Annotated in this window: 17 protein-coding genes; 12 read left to right on the plus strand and 5 right to left on the minus strand. The window is 71.7% G+C overall.

Features of this window, described 5'->3' with window-relative positions:
- Entirely contained in the window at positions 1-393 is a 393-nt protein-coding gene (locus Psi01_RS06585) for an OB-fold nucleic acid binding domain-containing protein (RefSeq protein ID WP_203874073.1), read from the plus strand.
- Positions 394-441: 48 nt separating this feature from the next.
- On the plus strand, positions 442-1,107 hold the full coding sequence (locus tag Psi01_RS06590) for a DUF3159 domain-containing protein (protein ID WP_204063027.1): 666 nt from the start codon (positions 442-444) through the stop codon (positions 1,105-1,107).
- Positions 1,108-1,190: 83 nt separating this feature from the next.
- Here Psi01_RS06590 and Psi01_RS06595 read toward each other — a convergent pair whose 3' ends face one another.
- Together Psi01_RS06595 and Psi01_RS06600 are read right to left on the minus strand one after the other, a co-directional pair.
- Entirely contained in the window at positions 1,191-1,877 is a 687-nt protein-coding gene (locus Psi01_RS06595) for a potassium channel family protein (RefSeq protein WP_204063028.1), read from the minus strand.
- Positions 1,877-2,542: a potassium channel family protein gene (locus Psi01_RS06600; protein ID WP_204063029.1), complete on the minus strand. Its 666-nt coding sequence runs from the start codon at positions 2,540-2,542 to the stop codon at positions 1,877-1,879. The genes Psi01_RS06595 and Psi01_RS06600 overlap by 1 nt, the downstream gene beginning before the upstream one ends.
- A 117-nt stretch (positions 2,543-2,659) precedes the next feature.
- Here Psi01_RS06600 and Psi01_RS06605 point away from each other — a divergent pair, with 117 nt between their 5' ends.
- Both Psi01_RS06605 and Psi01_RS06610 read left to right on the plus strand, forming a co-directional pair.
- The gene (locus Psi01_RS06605; RefSeq protein ID WP_204063030.1) at positions 2,660-4,702 is read left to right on the plus strand and encodes an APC family permease; all 2,043 of its coding nucleotides are present in this window, start codon (positions 2,660-2,662) and stop codon (positions 4,700-4,702) included.
- A gap of 58 nt (positions 4,703-4,760) precedes the next feature.
- Positions 4,761-6,002 carry a class I SAM-dependent RNA methyltransferase gene (locus Psi01_RS06610; protein ID WP_204063031.1) on the plus strand — a complete coding sequence of 414 codons (1,242 nt, stop codon included), beginning with the start codon at positions 4,761-4,763 and terminating at the stop codon, positions 6,000-6,002.
- A gap of 46 nt (positions 6,003-6,048) precedes the next feature.
- Here the strand turns inward: Psi01_RS06610 and Psi01_RS06615 are convergent, their stop codons facing one another.
- Positions 6,049-7,122: a glycoside hydrolase family 18 protein gene (locus Psi01_RS06615; protein ID WP_204063032.1), complete on the minus strand. Its 1,074-nt coding sequence runs from the start codon at positions 7,120-7,122 to the stop codon at positions 6,049-6,051.
- A 145-nt stretch (positions 7,123-7,267) separates the two neighbouring features.
- Here Psi01_RS06615 and Psi01_RS06620 point away from each other — a divergent pair, with 145 nt between their 5' ends.
- From Psi01_RS06620 to mug, 5 genes are all read left to right on the plus strand, one after another.
- Complete coding sequence (locus Psi01_RS06620; RefSeq protein WP_204063033.1) at positions 7,268-8,191, plus strand: LLM class F420-dependent oxidoreductase; 924 nt, start codon at positions 7,268-7,270, stop codon at positions 8,189-8,191.
- 137 nt (positions 8,192-8,328) lie between these two features.
- Positions 8,329-9,816 carry a 3' terminal RNA ribose 2'-O-methyltransferase Hen1 gene (locus Psi01_RS06625; protein WP_204063034.1) on the plus strand — a complete coding sequence of 496 codons (1,488 nt, stop codon included), beginning with the start codon at positions 8,329-8,331 and terminating at the stop codon, positions 9,814-9,816.
- Between the two features lie 50 nt (positions 9,817-9,866).
- The gene (locus Psi01_RS06630) at positions 9,867-12,452 is read left to right on the plus strand and encodes a polynucleotide kinase-phosphatase (RefSeq protein ID WP_204063035.1); all 2,586 of its coding nucleotides are present in this window, start codon (positions 9,867-9,869) and stop codon (positions 12,450-12,452) included.
- 152 nt (positions 12,453-12,604) lie between these two features.
- Positions 12,605-14,017 carry a sugar porter family MFS transporter gene (locus Psi01_RS06635; protein WP_204063036.1) on the plus strand — a complete coding sequence of 471 codons (1,413 nt, stop codon included), beginning with the start codon at positions 12,605-12,607 and terminating at the stop codon, positions 14,015-14,017.
- A 10-nt stretch (positions 14,018-14,027) separates the two neighbouring features.
- A complete protein-coding gene (mug, locus tag Psi01_RS06640; RefSeq protein WP_204063037.1) occupies positions 14,028-14,579 on the plus strand; it encodes a G/U mismatch-specific DNA glycosylase in 552 nt (183 codons plus the stop codon).
- A gap of 191 nt (positions 14,580-14,770) precedes the next feature.
- Here the strand turns inward: mug and Psi01_RS06645 are convergent, their stop codons facing one another.
- Together Psi01_RS06645 and Psi01_RS06650 are read right to left on the minus strand one after the other, a co-directional pair.
- On the minus strand, positions 14,771-15,469 hold the full coding sequence (locus tag Psi01_RS06645; protein ID WP_204063038.1) for a DUF1707 SHOCT-like domain-containing protein: 699 nt from the start codon (positions 15,467-15,469) through the stop codon (positions 14,771-14,773).
- Between the two features lie 14 nt (positions 15,470-15,483).
- Entirely contained in the window at positions 15,484-16,263 is a 780-nt protein-coding gene (locus Psi01_RS06650) for a PadR family transcriptional regulator (protein WP_204063039.1), read from the minus strand.
- Between the two features lie 529 nt (positions 16,264-16,792).
- Here Psi01_RS06650 and Psi01_RS06655 point away from each other — a divergent pair.
- From Psi01_RS06655 to Psi01_RS06665, 3 genes are all read left to right on the plus strand, one after another.
- Positions 16,793-17,518: a metal-dependent hydrolase gene (locus Psi01_RS06655; RefSeq protein ID WP_239127201.1), complete on the plus strand. Its 726-nt coding sequence runs from the start codon at positions 16,793-16,795 to the stop codon at positions 17,516-17,518.
- Between the two features lie 190 nt (positions 17,519-17,708).
- Complete coding sequence (gene acnA / locus Psi01_RS06660; RefSeq protein ID WP_204063041.1) at positions 17,709-20,477, plus strand: aconitate hydratase AcnA; 2,769 nt, start codon at positions 17,709-17,711, stop codon at positions 20,475-20,477.
- 245 nt (positions 20,478-20,722) lie between these two features.
- Positions 20,723-21,448 (plus strand): sulfite exporter TauE/SafE family protein, encoded by a 726-nt coding sequence (locus tag Psi01_RS06665; protein ID WP_204063042.1) that lies wholly within the window; start codon positions 20,723-20,725, stop codon positions 21,446-21,448.
- The last annotated feature ends 54 nt before the right edge of the window (positions 21,449-21,502 follow it).

Raw genomic sequence — 21,502 nt, forward strand, 5'->3', positions numbered from 1 at the left:
GTGAGTTCGCAGGAACCGCATAGAAAGCGCGGATTGCGAGGCTTTTTCCAGCGGCTGGCCACCAGCCAGGCCGAGCTGGAAGCCGATGAACTACAGCAGGACCTCGACAGGCACGGTGCCACGCCCATCGCTTCATGCGGTGGGCGTCGCCGATTCTGCGTCACCGGTACACTACGAACGGTGACTCTGAGGCCCCGCGGCGGGGCTCCGGCTCTCGAGGCCGAGCTCTACGACGGGTCGGATGTGATCGATCTGATCTGGCTGGGCCGCCGGAAGATCGCCGGCATCGAGCCGGGTCGGATGGTGCTGGCCGAGGGCCTCGTCAGCATGCAGGATGGTCGCAAGGTGATGTTCAATCCGCGGTACGAGCTGCGCCCGGCGAACGGGGCATGAGTGCGCGATGAGCCCAGAACTGGCGAGTGGGAAACGGTGAGCGAAAAGATGAGCACCACCGGAGAGGCCGCCGCGCACGAGACGGTCGAGGCCGCGATACGGTCCCAGCTCGCGAAGGCGTTCGGCGGGATCAGAGGCGTCATCGAGGCCGCCGTGCCCACGGCCGCCTTCACTGTGATGTGGATCGCCACCTCCGACCTCCAGCGCTCGCTGATCGTCAGCGTCTCGGCGGCGGTGCTGCTGCTGGTGATCCGGCTGGTGCAGCGCTCGACGCCGCAGTACGTCATCAACAGCCTCATCGGCATCGGCATCGGCTGGTTCTTCGCCTCCCGCACCGGCGAGGCCAAGGACGTCTATCTGCCCGGCATCCTCTACAACGCCGGCTACTCCGTGGCGATGTTGATCTCGATCGTCACCCGGTGGCCGGTGGTCGGCTTCCTGATCGGCTCGGTCACCGGCGACCCCACCGCCTGGCGCGACGACCCGGCCGTGGTGCGGCTGTGCACCAAGCTCACCTGGCTGCTGATGATCCCCTGCGTGGTCCGGGTGGCGGTGCAGGCCCCGGTCTATCTCATCGGCGGCAACGACGCCGTGGCCGAGCTGGGCATCCTCAAGATCGTGATGGGCTGGCCGCTGCAGATCGCGGCCCTGGCCGCGATGGTGTGGGTGCTGACCCGCGGCCGCACACCCGCCCAGCCCGCCGCGTCCTCCTGACGTGACCGCCGTGCCGCGCGCGGTACGGCGCGCGTCCTGACACGCCCGCCGTACCTCTGAACGGGTACGGCGGGCGTGCCCCCTCACGAGCGGTCGGACAGGTCCCTGACGACATGCGGGGACAGCAGCTGGGCCAGCTCGTCCTCGACCTCCTGGCTGGCCACGAACATCAGCTCGTCGCCCGCCTCCAGCGGGTCGTCGGCGGTGGGCACTAGCACCCGGCCCTCGCGCAGGATGGCGACCAGGGCGGTGTCGGTGGGCCACGGCACGGATCCGGCGCGCTGGCCGACCACCGGCGCGTTCTCCGGGAGGGTCAGCTCGACCAGGTTGGCCTGACCCTGGCGGAAGGTCATCAGGCGGACCAGGTCGCCCACGCTCACCGCCTCCTCGACCAGCGCGCTCAGCAGGCGCGGGGTCGAGACGGCGACGTCGACGCCCCACGACTCGTTGAACAGCCACTCGTTCTTGGGGTGGTTGATCCTGGCGACCACGCGCGGCACGCCGTACTCGGTCTTGGCCAGGAGCGAGACCACGAGGTTGACCTTGTCGTCGCCGCTGGCGGCGACGACCACGTGGCAGTCGGCCAGACCGGCCTCGTCCAGCGAGGAGATCTCGCAGGCGTCGGCCAGCAGCCACTCCGCCCGGGGCACCGAATCGATCTTGATGGCCTTGGGGTCGACGTCGATCAGCAGGACCTCGTGGCCGTTCTCCAGGAGCTCGGCGGCGATGGACCGGCCGACCGCTCCCGCCCCCGCGATGGTGACGCGCATCAGTGACCTTCCTCCGGCGCTCCGGACAGCACCTTGTTGATCCGGTCCATGTCGTTCTCGGCCGCCATGACGTGCAGGACGTCGCCCTCCTGCACCATGGAGTCGTGCTTGGGCAGCAGGGTCTCGCCCAGCCGGTTGACGAACGCCAGGCGGGTGCCCGCGGCCTCCTCCAGGTCCCTGGTCCGGGTGCCGATCCATCCGGGGTGGTAGGCGACCTCGGCCAGCACGACCGACCCGGTCGGGTCGCGCCAGAGGGGCTCGGCGCCCTCGGGGAGCACCCGCCGCAGGATCTGGTCGGCGGTCCAGCGCACGGTGGCCACGGTCGGGATGCCCAGGCGCTGGTAGACCTCGGCGCGCCGGGAGTCGTAGATGCGGGCGACCACGTTGTCGACGCCGAACGTCTCGCGGGCGACGCGGGCGGAGATGATGTTGGAGTTGTCCCCGCTGCTGACCGCGACGTACGCCCCGGCGGACTCGATCCCCGCCTCCTCCAGCACGTCGCGGTCGAAGCCGACCCCGGTGACCCGGCGGCCCCGGAACCCGGCGCGCAACCTCCGGAAGGCCTGCGGGTCACGGTCGATGATCGCGACCGAGTGGCCGCTGTCCTCAAGGATGTGCGCCAGGGTCGAACCCACCCGGCCACACCCCATGATCACGATATGCATGCTCCCCCGCCGGTGTGTTGAGGCGGATCTCGGTTCACGATGGTACCCAGCCAGTATGGCCCCGTTCTGGAGCGTCGGGTGAGTGGGCGGGTGAGCGGGGAGCTAGCATCGGCAGACGTGCCGAAAGTGACGGACCTCACCAAACGCCTGTTCATTGGGCGTGCACTGCGCAGCACGCAGCTCCACGAGCAGCTGCTCCGCAAGCGGGTCGCCCTCCCCATCTTCGCGAGCGACGCGCTGTCCTCGGTGGCCTACGCCCCGCAGGAGATCCTCGCCATCCTCTCCCTGGCCGGGCTGTCCTTCTACAACTTCAGCCCCTGGGTCGCCGGTGCGGTCGTCGTGGTGATGCTGACGGTCGTCGCCTCCTATCGGCAGAACGTGCACGCCTATCCCAGCGGCGGCGGCGACTACGAGGTGGCCACCGTCAACCTCGGCCGCAACGCCGGGCTCACCGTGGCCAGCGCGCTCATGGTCGACTACGTGCTCACCGTCGCGGTCTCGGTGGCCAACGGCGTCGACTACGTCGGCGCCACGATCCCCTTCTTCGCCGAGCACAAGCCGCTGGTCGCGATCCTCATCGTCCTGCTGCTGACGATGGTGAACCTGCGCGGCATCCGGGAGTCGGGCTCGGCCTTCGCCGTCCCCACCTACGCCTTCATGGCCGCGGTCCTCGGGCTGATCGTCTACGGCTTCTTCCGGCTGTTCATCCTCGGTGAGGAGCTGCGCGCGCCCACCGCGGACTACCAGATCCTCGCCGAGCAGACGAACCTCACCTCGTTCGCGGCGGCCTTCCTGATCCTGCGCGCGTTCTCCTCGGGCTGCGCCGCGCTGACCGGGGTCGAGGCCATCAGCAACGGCGTGCCGGCCTTCCGCAAGCCCAAGAGCAAGAACGCCGCCAAGACGCTGCTGATGATGGGCGTGATCTCGGTGACGATGTTCAGCGGCATCATCACGTTGGGCCTGGCCTCCGGCGTCAAGGTCGCCGACCCCGCCTACGCCGCCAAGGACGTGATCATCAACGGGCACGTCGCCGGTCTCGACTACCACCAGCAGCCGATCATCGCGCAGGTGGCGGAGGCCGTCTTCGGCGGCAGCTCGATCTTCTTCTACGTGATCGCCGCGGTCACCGCGCTGATCCTGTTCCTGGCGGCCAACACCGCCTTCAACGGCTTCCCGGTGCTCGGCTCGATCCTCGCCCAGGACCGCTTCCTGCCGCGCCAGCTGCACACCAGGGGCGACCGGCTGGCCTTCTCCAACGGCATCGCCATCCTGGCGGGCGGGGCCTGCCTGCTGCTGTGGGGCTTCCAGGCCGACGTCAGCCGCCTGCTCAACCTCTACATCGTCGGCGTGTTCGTGTCGTTCACGCTGAGCCAGATCGGCATGGTCCGGCACTGGACCCGGCACCTGAAGACCGAGCCCGACTCCAGGGTCCGGCTGCGCATGCAGCGCTCCCGGACGATCAACGCCTTCGGCGGCGTCATGACCGGCCTGGTCCTGGTGGTCGTGCTGCTGACCAAGTTCACCCACGGCGCGTGGATCGTCTGCGTGGCCATGCCGCTGCTGTTCCTGATGATGAAGGGCATCCACCGCCACTACGAGAACATCGCCCGCGAGCTGGCGGTGGACGAGGACGGGCAGGGGGAGGAGTCGATGCTGCCCGCCCGCAACCACGCCGTCGTCCTGGTCTCGAAGATCCACAAGCCGACCCTGCGGGCCCTGGCCTACGCCCGGGCCACCCGGCCCTCCACCCTGGAGGCGGTCACCGTGGGCGTGGAGGGCGCCGAGGCCCGGGCCCTGCAGGAGGAGTGGGAACGGCGGGGCATCCCGGTGCCGCTCAAGACGCTCGACTCGCCCTACCGCGAGATCACCCGCCCCATCCTGGAGTACGTCAAGTCGCTGCGCCGCCGCTCGCCGCGTGACGTCGTGAGCATCTACATCCCCGAGTACGTCGTGGGCCGGTGGTGGGAGCACATCCTGCACAACCAGAGCGCGCTGCGCCTGAAGGGCCGCCTGCTCTTCCAGCCCGGGGTGATGGTCATCAGCGTGCCCTGGCAGCTGCACTCCTCCGACCGCCTCAAGGGCCGCCCCGAGCCCTTCGCCGCCGGTGCGGCTCGCCGTTCCCGGCAGGAGACGGCCCGGGGCGGCGGCGGCAAGGCATAACCTTTCGTAGACGACTCTGCGGCGGCAGGGAGGCTCGACACGACGGGATCTGGGGACGATGGCGATTGAACTGACGGTGGGCCCGGTCGCGCACGGCGGCTGGTGCGTCGCCCGTCACGAGGGCCGGGTGGTGTTCGTCCGGCACGCGCTGCCCGGCGAGCGCGTCATGGCCGAGATCACCGAGGAGACGGCGCGGTTCCTGCGGGCCGACGCCGTGGAGGTCCTCGACGCCTCCCCCGACCGGGTCGTCCCGCCCTGCCCCTTCGCCGGCCCCGGCCGCTGCGGCGGCTGCGACTGGCAGCACGCCTCCCTGGAGGCGCAGCGCCGGCTGAAGACCGACGTGGTCGCCGAGCAGCTGCGCCGCCTGGCCGGGATCGAGTGGACCGGCCAGGTCGAGGAGGTCCCGGGCGCCCCCGACGGGCTGGGCTGGCGCACCCGCGTGCAGTTCGCCGTCGACCGCGAGGGCGTGCCCGGCCTGCGCCGCCACCGCTCCCACGACATCGTGCCGGTGGACGCCTGCCTGATCGCCCACCCCGAGGTGGAGAACGTCGGCGCCGAGGTGATGAACTGGCGGGGCGCCTCCGCGGTCGAGGTCATCGCCTCCTCGACGGGGGACCAGGCCGTCGCGGTGGCCCCCAAGCCCCGCCGCACGGTCGCCGTGCCCGACCTCGACGACAGCGTGGCCGTCTTCGTGAACGAGGGCAGGGGCCGCACCCGCACGGTGCACGGCCGCCACCACCTCACCGAGCGCGTCGGCGAGCGCGACTTCCAGGTCACCGGCAGCGGGTTCTGGCAGATCCACCCCGGCGCGGCCGCCACGCTGCTGGCCGCGGTCATGGAGTTCGCCGCCCCGAAGCCGGGGGAGTGGGCGCTGGACCTCTACTGCGGCGTCGGCCTGTTCGCCGCCTTCCTGGCCGAGGCGGTCGGTCCCGACGGCGCCGTGTTCGGCATCGAGGCCGATCCCGTGGCGGTCCGCGACGCCGAGCGCAACCTCAGGGACCTGCCCCAGGCCCGCTTCGGCCGGGGCATGGTCGAGGACGCCCTCGACCGCTACGGCATCGAGCGCGCCGACCTGCTCGTCGTCGACCCGCCCCGCACCGGGCTCGGCCGCGAGGTCGTCGAGCGCCTGGCCGGCCTGGAGGCCTCGCGCATCGTCTACGTCTCGTGCGACCCCGCCACGCTGGCCCGCGACCTCGCCTGGCTCGGCGAGCGGGGGTACGGCCTGGCCGGGCTGCGGGCCTTCGACGCCTTCCCGATGACCGCCCACGTGGAGTCCGTGGCCCTGCTGGTCAGGAACTGACCGGGGAGCCCGGGGCGGGACCGCACGGGCCTCACCGGGCGGTTCCTCAGAGCGGGGGCACGCCCAGGAGGCGGACGGCCTCGGGGTCGGGGGAGGCGCCGCGGGCCGAGAGCCAGGCCAGCCGGTTGCGGGCGGCGAAGTCCGCGACCTTGCGGGCGTCGGCGGACGACAGGTCGCCGGGATCGGCCAGCACGAACGTCAGGGCGACCCGCTCGGTGGCGGTGGGCTCGCCCAGGCCGGCAGCTATCTGGGGCTGGGCGGCGCGCACGGCCGAGGCGGCGGGGCGCAGGTGGCTCCCGCCGGGGGGAGCCGGGCGGATGGGGACCAGGAGGTTGACGGCGGCGATGCGCACCCCCGCCTGCCGGGTGGTCCTGAGCATCATCTGGTCACGCGGGGACAGGCCCGTCTCGGTCGCCGGGAGGGTGAAGCTGACCGCCAGGGGACGGCCCCGCGTCAGGGCCTCCCGCTGGAGGGTCGCGATCGCCTCGGCGCGGCGCCGTACGGTCTCGTGGTCGGCCGAGTCCTGGACCTCGAAGTCGATGTGCACGGCGTCGAAGGCGCCCACCGCCTGCCGGTAGGCCGCGGTCAGGGCGCCGGGCGCGGTGCAGGCGGCCGCCAGCTCCCGGCCGACGGGGCCGCCGAAGACCAGACCGGCGTCGCCGCCGGCCGCGCGCAGACGGCCCAGCCCGGCGGCGGCCGGGTTGCCGCCCTGCTCCTGGCGCCCGCCCCACCTGGGGGTGCAGCCGTCGGGACCGGCGGTGAGGTGGCCGAGGGCGAACCAGCGCACGTCGCCGCGCCTGGCGGCGCGGGGCAGGTCGAAGGACGGGTGGCGCACCACGTCGACGAACGTCACGAACCCCGACGGGCCGCCCCCGCCGTCCGGGACGTCGACGGCCTGCACGTGCTCGGCGACGGGCGGCGGGACGGGTGCGGAGACCGAGGCGTCGGGGCGCGCGGCCTGGGCGGGTGCGGCCCACTGGTCGGTCTCGGTGGGCAGCAGCCATACGGCGGCGCCGGTCGCGGCGGCGAGCGTCACCGACGCGAACGCGGTGACGGAGCGGGGCAGGGTGCCCGGCCCGCGGGCGTGGCGGGCGGCGGAGCGGTCTGGCGCCACCGGCATGTCTCCCCCTCTCGGCGGCACGCTCGATCGCACTGAGTATTCGGACGGATACTAAGCGCACCGAGAGTTCGAACGGTAGCAAGGCACCCCGTCGTCGCGCGACCTTTCTGCGGATGCCGTCCGGAGTGCCCGGATAATGGAATGCATGAAGTTGAGGATCTTCACCGAACCGCAGCAGGGCGGCACCTACGAAGAGCTGCTGGCGGTCGCGCAGACCGCGGAGCGGCTGGGGTTCGATGCCTTCTTCCGTTCCGACCACTACATGCGGATCGGGCCGGGCGATCCCGGCTCCGGATCCACCGACGCCTGGGTGACCCTCGCGGGCCTGGCCAGGGAGACCTCCACGATCAGGCTCGGGACGCTGGTCACCCCGGCCACCTTCCGGCTGCCGGGCGTGCTGGCGATCAGCGTGGCCCAGGTGGACCAGATGAGCGGCGGCCGGGTCGAGCTGGGCCTGGGCACCGGATGGTTCGACGACGAGCACATCGCGTACGGGATCCCGTTCCCGCCGGTGAGCGAGCGCTTCTCCCGGTTCGAGGAGCAGCTGGAGATCATCACCGGTCTGTGGACCACGCCTCCCGGCAAGACGTACTCCTTCGAGGGCGCCCACTACCGGCTCGCCGACTCGCCGGCGCTGCCCAAGCCCGCGCAGAGCCCCCGGCCGCCGATCATCATCGGCGGTTTCGGCGCCCGGCGCACCCCGCGGCTGGCCGCCCGCTTCGCCGACGAGTACAACGTGCCGTTCCGCACCGTCGAGGACACGGCCGCCGCCTTCGACCGGATCCGGGAGGCGTGCGAGGAGCAGGGCCGGTCCTCGATCGTGTTCTCGGCCGCGCAGACCGTCTGCGTCGGGACCGACGACGCCGAGCTGGCGCGCCGGGCCGAAGCCGTCGGGCAGGACCTCGCCACACTGCGCGCGGGCGGGCTGGCGGGCACCCCGGCCGAGGTGGTCGAGAAGATCGGGAAGTTCGCCGAGCTGGGAGCCGAGCGGATCTACCTGCAGGTGATGGACCTCAACGACCTCGATCACCTGGAGCTCATCGCGGCCGAGGTCAAGCCGCACGTGTAGCGCCGCGGCGTTCCGGCGGACGGCGGCGGCCCCCTCCCGCCCGCCGTCCGCCGGAACGTGACGATCCGGGTGTCCCGGACGGGTGCCGGCGATTAATCGCTGGCTCGGCGAATCGGACATCCGGCAGACTGTCCAGGGTGTTGCTGACGATCTCCACGACCATGCGTCCCGCCACCGACCTGGGCTTTCTGCTGCACAAGCATCCAGATCGGGTGCAGGAGTTCGGCCAGTCGTACGGCGTCGCCCGCGTCTTCTATCCGGAGGCGGACGAGGAGCGCTGCACGGCGGCGCTGATGCTCGACGTCGACCCGATCCGCCTGGTGCGCTCGCGGGGCCGCTCCACACCCGACTACGCGCTCGGGCAGTACGTCAACGACCGGCCCTACGCGGCGTCGTCGCTGCTGGCCGGGGCGCTGGCCGACGTCTTCCGCACGGCGCGCGCCGGGCGCTGCGCGAGTCGCCCCGAGCTCGCGGCCACGCCGATCCCGCTGGAGATCGCGCTCCCCGCGCTGCCCTGCCGGGGCGGCCCCGAGCTGGCGCACCGGCTGTTCGGCCCGCTGGGCTGGGAGGTCGAGGCGCGCGCCGTACCGCTGGACGAGGCCTTCCCCGAGTGGGGCGACTCCCGCTACGTACGGCTGGCGCTGCGCGGACGGGCCCGGCTGGCCGACGCGCTCAACCAGCTCTACGTGCTGCTGCCGGTCCTGGACGACGCCAAGCACTACTGGATCGCCCCGGACGAGGTGGACAAGCTCATCCGGGCGGGCGAGTCCTGGCTGGCCGCCCACCCCGAGCGGGGCCTCATCACCCGCCGCTACCTCGGCCGCCGCGGCGCCCTGACCCGTACGGCCTTCGCCCGCCTGGCCGAGCTGGGCGACGACGTGGAAGAGGACCTGGAACCGCCCCTGGAGGAGGAGCCGTCCCCGTCCCCGGAGGCCGACGCGCCCGCCGAGGCGGCGGAGGCCTCCGCGCCCGGGGAGGTCTCCGCGCCCGAGGCCGAGGGGTCCGAGGGGGCCGGCGGGAAGCGGCCGTTGAACACGGTGCGCAGGCAGGCCGTGCTCGCGGTGCTGGACGAGCTGGGCGCCCGTACGGTCATCGACCTGGGGTGCGGGACCGGGCAGCTGGTCGGGGCGCTGCTGGCCGACCCGGCGTTCACCCGGGTCGCCGGGACCGACGTGTCGTCGCAGGCGCTGACCATCGCCGCCAGGAAGCTCAAGCTCGACCGCATGCCGGAGCGGCAGCGCGAGCGGCTGGAGCTGTTCCAGGGGGCGCTGACCTACACCGACGACCGCTTCGCGGGCTTCGACGCCGCGGTGCTCATGGAGGTCGTCGAGCACGTCGACCCGCCCCGCCTGCCGGCTCTGGAGCGGGTGGTCTTCGGCGCGGCCCGTCCCGGGCACGTGGTCGTGACCACGCCCAACGCCGAGTACAACGTCCGCTACGAGTTCCTGACGGGCATGCGCCACCCCGACCACCGGTTCGAGTGGACCCGGGCGGAGTTCGCGGCCTGGGCGGCGAAGGTGGGCGAGGAGTACCGCTACGACGTCGCGTTCCGGCCCGTCGGCGACGACGACCCCGAGCTCGGACCGCCCACCCAGATGGCCGTCTTCACCCGGAGGGAGGGGTGATGGCCGGGACCACCGCAGGACGGACGGAAACACAGGAGGGGAGGGACCGGATGACCGAGATCGCCGTGCCGGCCATGTCGCTGGTCGTGCTCGTCGGGGTGTCCGGGAGCGGGAAGTCGACCTTCGCGCGCAGGCACTTCGCGCCGACCCAGGTCATCTCCTCGGACTTCTGCCGCGGCCTGGTCGCCGACGACGAGAACGACCAGGCGGCCACCTCCGACGCCTTCGACGTGCTCCACTACATCGTGCGCACCCGCCTGAAGAGGGGCCTGCTCACCGTCGTGGACGCCACCAACGTCCAGTGGGAGGCGCGCAGGCAGCTGATCGACCTGGCCAAGTCGCAGGACGTGCTGGTCGACGCGATCGTCCTGGACGTCCCCGAGGAGGTCGCGGCCGAGCGCAACGCGGCCCGGCCCGACCGGGACTTCGGGTCGCACGTGATCCGGCGGCAGCGCAAGGAGCTGAAGCGGTCCCTGGGGAAGATCTCCCGGGACGGCTTCCGCCGGGTCCACGTGCTGCGCGGCGTCGAGGAGATCGAGGCCGCCACGGTCGTCACCGAGAAGGCCTGGACCGACCGGCGCGAGCTGACCGGGCCGTTCGACATCATCGGCGACGTGCACGGCTGCCGCGCCGAGCTGGAGGCGCTCCTGCGCGAGCTGGGCTGGGAGATCGAGCCCGGCGGCACCGGCGCGTCCCACCCCGGGGGCCGCACCGCGGTGTTCGTCGGCGACCTGGTGGACCGCGGGCCGGACACGCCGGGCGTGCTCCGGCTGGTCATGGGCATGGTCGCGGCCGGGACCGCGCTGTGCGTGTCAGGCAACCACGAGCAGAAGCTCGCCCGCGCGCTCAACGGGCGCAAGGTCAGGGTCGCCCACGGCCTGCAGGAGTCGCTCGACCAGCTCGCCGCCGAGCCGGAGGAGTTCCGCACGGCCGCGCTGGCCTTCATGGACGGCCTGATCAGCCACTACCAGCTCGACGGCGGCCGGCTCGTCGTCGCGCACGCCGGGCTGAAGGAGGCCTACCACGGCCGCGCCTCGGGCCGGGTGCGCTCCTTCGCGCTGTACGGCGACACCACCGGCGAGACCGACGAGTACGGCCTGCCGGTGCGCTACCCCTGGGCACGCGAGTACCGGGGCCGCGCCATGGTCGTCTACGGGCACACCCCGGTCCCGGAGGCCGAGTGGATCAACAACACGATCTGCCTGGACACCGGGGTGGTCTTCGGCGGGAAGCTGACCGCGCTGCGCTACCCGAGCCGGGAGATCGTCTCGGTGCCCGCGGAGAGGACGTGGTACGACCCGGTCAGGCCGCTGACGGCCCCCGGCCACCGCGACCCGGGAGTCCTGTCGATCGACGACGTGCGGGGCACCAAGCACATCGAGGTGCGCCACGGCGGCGGCCGGATCAAGGTCAGGGAGGAGAACGCCGCCGCCGCGCTGGAGGTCATGAGCCGGTTCGCGGTGGACCCGCGCTGGCTGGTCTACCTGCCGCCGACCATGGCGCCGCCGGAGACGTCCCGGCGGGAGGGCTACCTGGAGCACCCGGCCGAGGCGTTCGCGGAGTTCGCCGAGGCCGGGGTCACCCGGGTGGTGTGCGAGGAGAAGCACATGGGCTCGCGGGCGGTCGCCGTACTGGCCCGGGACCACAAGACCGCGGCGGCGCGCTTCGGGGTGGACGACGGGAGCGCGGGGGCGGTGTACACCCGCACCGGGAGGCCGTTCTTCGCCGCCCCGGAGCTGGCCGGGGCGCTGGTCGACCGGCTGCGGCGGGTGTGCGCACCGCTCATGGACGAGCTGGACTCGGACTGGCTGGTGCTCGACTGCGAGCTGCTGCCCTGGTCGGCCAAGGCCGAAGGGCTGATCCGCGACCAGTACGCCTCGGTGGGGGCCGCGGCCCGCACCGCGCTGCCGGAGGTCGTCGCGGCGCTGGAGGCGGCGGCCGGGCGCGGTGTGGATGTGGGCGATGTGCTGGATCGCGCCCGGCTCCGCTCGCTCAACGCTTCCCGCTTCAGGGACGCCTACGCGCGTTATTGCCGACCGGTATCGGGACTGGACGGCGTGAGCCTGGCGCCGTTCCAGATCCTGGCCTGCGAGGGCCGGGCGACCGCGGTCACCGAGCCGCACCCCTGGCACCTGGACCTGCTGTCCCGCCTGGACGACCCGCTGATCACCCCCACCCGTCACGTCTACGCCGACCTGGACTCGCCGGAGTCGGTGCGGGCGGCGACGGCGTGGTGGGAGAGCCTGACGGTCGCCGGGGGCGAGGGCATGGTGGTCAAGCCGGTCACCGTCGCCGGGGAGCGGCCGGGCACGGCGGAGGGCGGCGCGGCCGCGGACGGTGAGACGGAGCCGTCCGGGTCCGAGGCGTCGCGCCGGGGCCTGGGCCGGGTGCAGCCGGGGATCAAGGTGCGCGGGCGGGAGTACCTGCGGATCATCTACGGCCCCGACTACACCGAGAGCCTGGACGTCCTGCGCAACCGCTTCCTGGGCCGCAAGCGCTCCCTGGCCCTGCGCGAGCACGCGCTCGGCCTGGAGGCGCTGTCCCGCCTGGCCGACGGCGAGCCGCTGTGGCGGGTGCACGAACCCGTCTTCGCCGTCCTCGCCCTGGAGTCCGAACCGGTCGACCCCCGCCTCTGACGAGGAGACCGCGGACGCCCGCCCGGATGTTCTCCGCCCGCCGTGCCGGCGTCTGAGAACATCCGGGCAGGTCAAGGCCGCTTTTACCTGGGTGGCGCCGGGGAGAAGCGGGCAGAGATGACTTAAAGCGCCTTTCGGGGGAAAGGACTGTCATGGCCGGCACGCTGTCTACGGGCACCCATAAAGAGAACATCGGGCATGTCGTCTTCATCACCGCGGCGGCGGCGATCGGAGGCTTCCTCTTCGGCTATGACAGCGCCGTGATCAACGGGGCCGTCACCGGAATCCAGAAACACTTCGGCGTCGGACCGGTGGAGACCGGTTTCGTGGTGGCGATCGCCCTGCTGGGCTCGGCGCTCGGCGCCTGGATCGCCGGAGGGCTGGCCGACCGCTGGGGCCGGACGAAGGCGATGCAACTGGCCGCCGTGCTGTTCGCGGTCAGCTCGGTGGGCCAGGCGCTGCCGTTCGCGACCTGGGACCTGGCGATGTGGCGCGTGCTCGCAGGCGTGGGGATCGGCATGGCCTCGGTCATCGGCCCGGCCTACATCGCCGAGGTCGCGCCACCGGCCTACCGCGGGCGGCTGGGGTCCTTCCAGCAGCTGGCCATCGTGCTCGGCATCGCGGTCTCCCAGCTGGTCAACTACGCGATCGCCCAGCTGGCCGGGGGCGACGTCAACAACGAGCTGCTCGGCATCCAGGCCTGGCAGTGGATGCTCGGCGCCTGCCTGGTGCCCGCCCTGCTCTATCTGCTGTTCTCGACGATCATCCCCGAGTCGCCGCGGTTCCTCGTCGCGGCCGGCCGTACGGACCAGGCCCGCAAGGTTCTGGCCGAGGTGGAGGGCGGGAACGTCGACCTGGACACGAGACTGGCGGAGATCCGGGACTCGGTCTACAGCGAGCACCGCACCCGCCTGCGGGACCTGCGCGGCTCGGCGTTCGGGCTGCTGCCGATCGTCTGGATCGGCATCGCGCTCTCGGTATTCCAGCAGTTCGTCGGAATCAACGTCATCTTCTACTACTCGGCGTCGCTGTGGCAGTCGGTCGGCATCAACCAGTCCGACTCGCTGCTGATCAGCTTCTCCACCTCGATCATCAACATCGTCGGCACGTTCATCGCCATCGCGCTGGTCGACCGGGTCGGCCGCCGGCCGCTGCTGCTGGTGGGCTCGGCGGGCATGGCGGTCTCGCTGGCCGTGGCCGCCTGGGCGTTCAGCGCCGGCGTCCCGGGCGCGGGCGACACCGTGACCCTGCCGGGCACGGAGGGGACCGTCGCCCTGATCGCCGCCCACGTCTTCGTGCTGTTCTTCGCGCTGTCGTGGGGCGTGGTCGTGTGGGTGCTGCTGGGCGAGATGTTCCCCAACCGGATCAGGGCCGCGGCGCTGTCGGTGGCCGCCGCCGCGCAGTGGGTGGCCAACTGGCTGATCACGGTCTCGTTCCCCTCGCTGGCGGAGTGGAGCCTGTCCGGCGCCTACGTGGGGTACGCCCTGTTCGCGGTGCTGTCTCTGGCCTTCGTACTGCTGAAGGTGAGAGAGACCAAGGGCAGGAAGCTGGAGGAGATGGGTTAGGTTCGCGCCCATGCCTCCCACGAGAGCCGAGATCGAGGCCGCCAGGGACCGGACGATCGAGGACGTGCTCGGTCCCTCGCTGGACGTGCTGTTCTGCGGGATCAACCCCGGCCTGTACTCCGCCGCGACCGGTCACCACTTCGCCCGCCCGGGCAACCGCTTCTGGCCCGCGCTGTACCGGTCCGGCTTCACGCCCCGGCTGCTGTCGCCGGCCGAGCAGGACCTGCTGCCCTCCTTCGGGCTGGGCATCACGAACGTGGTGGCCCGGCCCACCGCGCAGGCGGCGGAGCTGTCGGAGGAGGAGTACCGCGAGGGCGGGGTACGGCTGGCGCGGCTGGTCGCCGAGGTTCGGCCCCGGGTGCTGGCGGTGGCGGGGGTGACCGCCTACCGCACGGCGTTCGGGCGGCCGAAGGCGGCGATCGGGCCCCAGGCGGAGGAGATCGGCGGCGCGGCGGTGTGGGTGCTGCCCAACCCGAGCGGCTTGAACGCCCACTGGTCCCTGGAGCGGATCGCGGGGGAGATGCGGCGGCTCAGGGAGTCCCTGGGCCGCCCCGAGGCGTGAGCGTCCCACCGGCCGGGTGTTCTCCCCCGGCCGGTTGAGTGCCCTGGGCCCGCCAGGTGTCTCCGGTCCCGTCGCGGGCGTTCTGCGGACCCGCCAGGCGTTCCCGTGGTCCGTCAGGTGTTCTGCGGACCCGCCGGGCGTGGTCCGTCAGGCGATCTGCGGGCCGGCCGCGCGGTGCGGGCCGGCCCGTCTCACGGGGCGCCGGAGCGGCTGATCCGCCGGGCGTGACTCCGGTGGTGCACCATCCGGAACAGGCCGATCACCAGCCAGGCGAGGAGCACGAACTTCAGGATCCCGAAGCCGCCGGTGACGACCGCGATGAACAGTGCCAGCAACAGCAGCGGCACGATGGGCGGCCCGCCCCTGCGCGCCGGGTGGTGGTGTCGGCCCGCGTGCCCGTGCCGGGCGGCCCGTTCCGCCCGCCACTGCGCCCTCCAGGCGTCACGGTCGGCGTGCCACTGTGCCTTCCACTGGGCCTTCCACGCCGCCCGGTCGGCGTGCCACTGCGCCTTCCATGCCGCGTGGGCCGCGTGGTGCTGCGCCTTCCACTGGGCCCTCCAGGCGTCGCGGTCGCCGTGCCACTGCGCCTTCCACGTGTCGCGGTCGGCGTGCCACTGCGCTCTCCACGCGTCGCGGTCGCCGTGCCACTGCGCCTTCCATCCCGCCTGGTCACCGGGGCGCCGCTCCGTGCGGTCCGCGGCGCCGTACAGGTCGGGCAGGTCCTCCCGGGCCAGCGCGAGCTCGCGCCCGGTGCGGGCGGTCAGGGCCAGGCCGAGGCGCTCGTCGAGCTCCTGATGGGTCAGCCGTCCCTGGGCGTAGTGCTCGCGCAGGGCGGCCATCGTCGCTTCGCGCTCCGCGTCTCCGATGCGGAGGTCATCGCCGGGGATCATGCTCACTCCGGTCCTCACTCCTCGCCGGGGTCGCCGTCGGCGAGGATCTGGTAGAGCCTGCGGCGGGTCTCGATCAGCTGCTGCCTGGCCTGGCGGATCTGGGCCTCGGTGCCGGTCTGCAGGATCTGCAGCATGGCGAAGGCGGACTGGCGGCCCAGGTCCATCAGCTCCCAGGTGCTGTCGTCGACGTCGGGCGTCATCTCCTCCCACGGCGCGCGCACCTCGTCGGGGTGCTCGGTGACGTAGGTCCGGCCCGCGTCGGTGAGGCGGAAGGTCTTGCGGCCGTCGCTCTCCTCCGACAGGACCAGGCCCTCGTCGGTGAGCTGCTGCAGCGCCGGGTAGACCGCGCCCGGACTGGGCTTCCAGCCGCCCTGGCTGCGCTGGGCGATCTCCTGGATGATCTGGTAGCCGTTGCGCGGCTCCTCCGACAGCAGGGCGAGGATCGCGGCGCGCACGTCGCCCCGCTTGGCCTTGCGCCCGCGGCCGAACGGCGGGCGTCCGAACGGGCCGCCGCGACCGCCGGGACCGCCCCAGGGCCCGCGGCCCCAGTCCCACGGGAAGCCCCCGCCGCCCCACGGGCCCGGGCCACGGTGACCGCGGTGACGGCGCTCGTGCGGCCCGCCCTCATGAGGGCCGTGCGGGCCGTGGTGACCCGGCGGTCCTCCGTGGCGGGTCCCGGCCTGCTGCCAGCCCTCGGCCATGGTGCGCAGCGCCTCCATGGCCTGCTTGATCTCGCGGCGCATCTGGCGGGGGTGCATCCCCCAGTGGCCGCCCATCGCGTGTGCGGATGTCATGGCGTTCTCCTTCTGAAGATCTGTGCACGATCGACCTTCGATCGTTCTCGACTCTTCAAAGATATATCGACAGTGTTCTACTGCCAACCCCCTTTTCGTGTGGACTGTCCTCTCATGGGCGGTCACGGAGGGTGACTTACCGGTCCCCGGAAAAAATAAGTGAGATAGATCACTGGATTCTCGGCGGATTTCGGAACAAGCACCGAGACCTAGGCGTTACAAATGACATAGACGGGATTCGTTCCGTGCCGGAAGGGCTGGGGGGTGCTTTCGGTGCGGAACGGTCCCGTCTGTCGTTTCCGCAGCATGCGGCCCCGTGTCGGCTCCGGGGACCCGATCGGCCGCCCGGCCCGTCCCGGCGGGCACCAACCGCCCGCGCCGTCCGTTCACCTGTCGTGGACATGGGGAATCCCGCCGCGATCCCGGGGGACGCGGCACATCCGGTGCGTCTGCCGCCGTCGTCTGTCCTTCGGGTCGGCTTTGCCGTACAGTCACCCACCGTGATCTTGTTGGTGGTGATTGAGCGTTGATGGGGCACACGCACGCGCTGACGGGAGCGATCGCCTGGCTCGGCGTGGCGCCGACGCTGGCCGCGCTGCCGCTGCTGACCGACTCCTCCAGGTTCGTCGAGACCGGGGTCATGGTGAACGCGCTCAGCCCGGCCGAGTTCGTCGCCGGGGCGCTGATCTGCGCCGGGGCCGCGATGCTCCCGGACCTCGACCATCCCAGCGCCACGATCGCGCAGACCTTCGGGCCCGTCACCTGGGCGCTGAGCAAGGGGGTCAACTGGCTGGCCGGCGGGCACCGCAACGCCACCCACTCGCTGCTGTTCGCGGTCGGGGCCGGGTTCGGCGCCCACTATCTGGCGAACAGCCAGCCGATCGGCCGGGACATCCTCGTCGTGCTGCTGATCGGCCTGGCGCTGCGGGCGATCGGCATCGGGATCCCGGGCAAGAAGTTCGCCTCGGCGATGGTGAACATCGCCATGACCGCCGGGCTGTTCGCGGTGTTCCGCTCCGACAACGTCGGCTACGCCTGGCTGGGGCTCGCGGTCGCGCTCGGGTGCCTGGTGCACGTCGTGGGGGACTGCTGCACCGAGAAGGGCTGCCCGGTCCTGTGGCCTATGAAGCAGCGCTGGCTGCTGCCGTGGAAGATCGGCATCAAGACGGGCCGCGCCTTCGAGCAGAAGTTTCTCGCCCCGGTACTTTCCGTCGTCGTTCTCGGACTTCTGTACTGGCGCCTGGCGCCCCTCTGACCATACTGGTAAGTAACTTGATGTCGAGATATCTACGGGGATATCTTGACGTCGAGACAACCGCTGCAACCTGCGGAGGGCGGCCGGTTAGGCATACCTAACTGACGTGGGCACTTCCGCGGTGCGGCAGGATTCAGTTGCGCCCCGCAGGCGAGGCGTGCAGACGACATGGTGATGAGGGAGGCGAATCGTGTCCGCGAACAGCTTCGGCAGCCGTGACACGCTCCGCGTCGGAGACGCGGCTTACGAGATCTACCGGCTGGACGCCGTCGAGGGGTCGGGGCGCCTCCCGTACAGCCTGAAGATCCTGCTGGAGAACCTGCTGCGCACCGAGGACGGTGCCAACATCACCGCCGACCACATCCGGGCACTGGGTCATTGGGACCCGTCGGCGGCCCCGAGCGTGGAGATCCAGTTCACCCCGGCCCGCGTGATCATGCAGGACTTCACCGGCGTCCCCTGCGTGGTGGACCTGGCCACCATGCGCGAGGCCGTGCGCGACCTGGGCGGCGACCCCGCCAGGATCAACCCGCTGGCCCCGGCCGAGATGGTCATCGACCACTCGGTCATCGTCGACTTCTTCGGCGGTCCCGACTCCTTCCAGCGCAACGTCGAGCGGGAGTACGAGCGCAACCGCGAGCGTTACCAGTTCCTGCGCTGGGGCCAGACGGCCTTCGACGAGTTCAAGGTCGTCCCGCCGGGCACCGGCATCGTGCACCAGGTGAACATCGAGCACCTGGCCCGCGTGGTCATGATCCGCGACGGCAAGGCCTACCCCGACACCTGCGTCGGCACCGACTCCCACACCACGATGGAGAACGGCATCGGCGTGCTGGGCTGGGGCGTCGGCGGCATCGAGGCCGAGGCCGCGATGCTCGGCCAGCCGATCTCCATGCTGATCCCGCGCGTGGTCGGCTTCAAGCTGACCGGCAAGCTCCCGGCCGGCGCCACCGCCACCGACCTGGTGCTCACCATCACCGAGATGCTGCGCAAGCACGGTGTGGTCGGCAAGTTCGTCGAGTTCTACGGCGAGGGCGTCTCCAGCGTGCCGCTGGCCAACCGCGCCACCATCGGCAACATGAGCCCCGAGTTCGGCTCGACCTGCGCGATCTTCCCGATCGACGGCGAGACGATCAACTACCTGCGGCTCACCGGCCGCTCCGACGAGCAGGTCGCCCTGGTCGAGGCCTACGCCAAGGCCCAGGGCCTGTGGCTGGACCCGTCGGCCGAGGAGCCGGTCTTCTCCGAGTACATCGAGCTGGACCTGTCCACCGTGGTTCCGTCGATCGCCGGCCCCAAGCGCCCGCAGGACCGCATCGCCCTGTCGGACGCCAAGCAGGCCTGGCGCGCCGCCGTCAAGGACTACGCCCCGAGCATCCAGGGCCCGGCCGACGAGGCGTCCGCCGAGTCGTTCCCCGCCTCGGACTCCCCGGCGATCGGCCACGACAGCAACGGTGACAAGCCGCACGCGGCCGACCTGAACGGCACCCGCCCGCACAAGCGCGTCCCGGTCACCCTGGCCGACGGCACCAGCTTCGAGATCGACCACGGCGTGGTGACCATCGCGGCCATCACCAGCTGCACCAACACCTCCAACCCGTACGTCATGATGGGCGCCGCCCTGCTGGCCAAGAAGGCGGTGGAGAAGGGCCTGACCCGCAAGCCGTGGGTCAAGACCTCCCTGGCCCCCGGCTCGCAGGTCGTCACCGGCTACTTCGAGCGCTCGGGCCTGCAGCCGTACCTCGACAAGATCGGTTTCAACCTGGTCGGCTACGGCTGCACCACCTGCATCGGCAACTCCGGCCCGCTGGACGAGGAGATCTCGGCCGCGATCCAGGAGAACGACCTCGCGGTCACCGCGGTGCTGTCCGGCAACCGCAACTTCGAGGGCCGGATCAACCCCGACGTGAAGATGAACTACCTGGCCTCGCCGCCGCTGGTGGTCGCCTACGCGCTCGCGGGCACCATGGACATCGACCTGAACAACGAGCCTCTCGGCGAGGGCGTCGACGGCCCGGTCTACCTGCGCGACATCTGGCCGTCGCCGGAGGAGGTCTCCGAGGTCGTCAACGGCTCGATCGACCAGGAGATGTTCCTGCGCGACTACGCCGACGTGTTCAAGGGCGACGAGACCTGGCAGTCGCTGCCGGTCCCGACCGGCAACACCTTCGAGTGGGACCCGGCCTCGACCTACGTGCGCAAGGCCCCCTACTTCGACGGCATGCCCGCCCAGCCGGAGCCGGTCAAGGACATCTCCGGCGCCCGGGTGCTGGCCAAGCTCGGCGACTCGGTCACCACCGACCACATCTCCCCGGCCGGCTCCATCAAGCCGGGCACCCCGGCGGCCGAGTACCTGCGCGAGAACGGGGTCGAGGTCAGGGACTTCAACTCCTACGGCTCGCGCCGCGGCAACCACGAGGTGATGATCCGCGGCACCTTCGCCAACATCCGGCTGAAGAACCTGCTGCTCGACGGCGTGGAGGGCGGCTACACCCGCGACTTCACCCAGGAGGGCGGCCCGCAGAGCTTCATCTACGACGCCTCGGCCAACTACCAGGCCGCGGGCATCCCGCTGGTCGTCCTGGCCGGCAAGGAGTACGGCTCCGGCTCCTCGCGCGACTGGGCGGCCAAGGGCACCGCGCTGCTCGGCGTGCGCGCCGTCATCGCCGAGTCCTACGAGCGCATCCACCGCTCCAACCTGATCGGCATGGGCGTGCTGCCGCTGCAGTTCCCCGAGGGCGAGAGCGCCGCCTCCCTGGGCCTGACCGGTGAGGAGACCTTCGACATCACCGGTGTCGAGGAGCTCAACGGCGGCGGCATCCCGAGGACCGTGACGGTGAAGGCCGGGGACAAGGAGTTCCAGGCGGTCGTGCGCATCGACACGCCGGGAGAGGCCGACTACTACCGCCACGGCGGCATCATGCAGTACGTCCTGCGCTCCCTGCTCGCCAAGAGCTGAGCCGGGGGGACGGGGCCCCTCGGGGTCCCGCCCATATCGGGGAGACACCCCAGACACGAGCCACCCGGCGGCGCACCGCCGCCGGGTGGCTCTGTCATGCCCGGACCGTCATGCCCGGACCGTCACGCCCGGAGCGCGGCCCGGCCCGGGGAGCGGGGTCCAGGGCGGCGGGGTCCAGGGCGGCGGGGTCCGGGTGACGGCATCATGGACGGGGCCCGGTCCGGGGCGGCGCTACGGTCGCGTCCATGGGTGACGAGGCGGCAGTGGTCGTTCTGGCGGGCCTGGCGGTCCTCCTGGGGGCGATCGTCCAGGGGGCGGTCGGGTTCGGGCTGGGGCTGGTGGCGGCCCCGATCATCACGATCCTGGCGCCCTCCGTGGTCCCCGGGGCGATCCAGGTCGTGAACGTCACGCTGCCGCTGTTCACCCTCATGGTCGAGTGGCGCCGGGTGGACTGGCGCGGGCTCGGCTTCGCGCTGCTGGGCAGGCTGCCCGGCAGCCTCCTGGGCGGCCTGGTGGTCGTCTACGTCTCCACCCGGGCCCTGGGCGTCCTGGTGGGCGTGATGGTGCTGGTCGCCGTCGCCCTGACCGTGCGGGCGGCGGCCGTACCGCGCACTCCGGCGACCCTGACGGGGGCGGGTCTCGTCTCGGGGATCACCGGCACCGCGACCGGGATCGGCGGGCCGCCGATGGCCCTGGTCTACCAGAACGCCAAGGGGCCGCAGATCCGCGCCACCCTCGCTATGTTCTTCTTCCTCAGCGCCGCGCAGTCCATGGTCATCCTCGCCGTCCTGGGGCGGCTGCCGGCGCGGGCGCTGGGCTTCGGGGCCGTGCTGATCCCGTTCCTGGTCGTCGGCTTCCTCCTGTCGGGCCCGCTGCGCCGCTATCTCGACGGCGGGCGTGTCAGGGCCGCGATCCTCATGGTGGCCGCGCTTTCCGCGCTGGGCCTGATCATCCAGAGCACCGTGGGTTAAGCCCGCGTTTCTGGATTGTTACCGGCCACAACAAACTTTCCCTCTGGAGGGTCT

The sequence above is a fragment of the Paraplanobispora siamensis genome (assembly GCF_016863175.1).
Taxonomy (GTDB): domain Bacteria; phylum Actinomycetota; class Actinomycetes; order Streptosporangiales; family Streptosporangiaceae; genus Planobispora; species Planobispora siamensis.

Excerpts from the sequence above, each read along its gene's own strand:
- Psi01_RS06590 (WP_204063027.1), top strand. The coding sequence starts at position 442 with ATGAGCACCACCGGAGAGGCCGCCGCGCACGAGACGGTCGAGGCCGCG.
- Psi01_RS06595 (WP_204063028.1), bottom strand. The coding sequence starts at position 1,877 with ATGCGCGTCACCATCGCGGGGGCGGGAGCGGTCGGCCGGTCCATCGCC.
- Psi01_RS06600 (WP_204063029.1), bottom strand. The coding sequence starts at position 2,542 with ATGCATATCGTGATCATGGGGTGTGGCCGGGTGGGTTCGACCCTGGCG.
- Psi01_RS06610 (WP_204063031.1), top strand. The coding sequence starts at position 4,761 with ATGGCGATTGAACTGACGGTGGGCCCGGTCGCGCACGGCGGCTGGTGC.
- Psi01_RS06615 (WP_204063032.1), bottom strand. The coding sequence starts at position 7,122 with ATGCCGGTGGCGCCAGACCGCTCCGCCGCCCGCCACGCCCGCGGGCCG.
- Psi01_RS06620 (WP_204063033.1), top strand. The coding sequence starts at position 7,268 with ATGAAGTTGAGGATCTTCACCGAACCGCAGCAGGGCGGCACCTACGAA.
- Psi01_RS06630 (WP_204063035.1), top strand. The coding sequence starts at position 9,867 with ATGACCGAGATCGCCGTGCCGGCCATGTCGCTGGTCGTGCTCGTCGGG.
- Psi01_RS06635 (WP_204063036.1), top strand. The coding sequence starts at position 12,605 with ATGGCCGGCACGCTGTCTACGGGCACCCATAAAGAGAACATCGGGCAT.
- mug (WP_204063037.1), top strand. The coding sequence starts at position 14,028 with ATGCCTCCCACGAGAGCCGAGATCGAGGCCGCCAGGGACCGGACGATC.
- Psi01_RS06645 (WP_204063038.1), bottom strand. The coding sequence starts at position 15,469 with ATGATCCCCGGCGATGACCTCCGCATCGGAGACGCGGAGCGCGAAGCG.
- Psi01_RS06650 (WP_204063039.1), bottom strand. The coding sequence starts at position 16,263 with ATGACATCCGCACACGCGATGGGCGGCCACTGGGGGATGCACCCCCGC.
- Psi01_RS06655 (WP_239127201.1), top strand. The coding sequence starts at position 16,793 with ATGGGGCACACGCACGCGCTGACGGGAGCGATCGCCTGGCTCGGCGTG.
- Psi01_RS06665 (WP_204063042.1), top strand. The coding sequence starts at position 20,723 with ATGGGTGACGAGGCGGCAGTGGTCGTTCTGGCGGGCCTGGCGGTCCTC.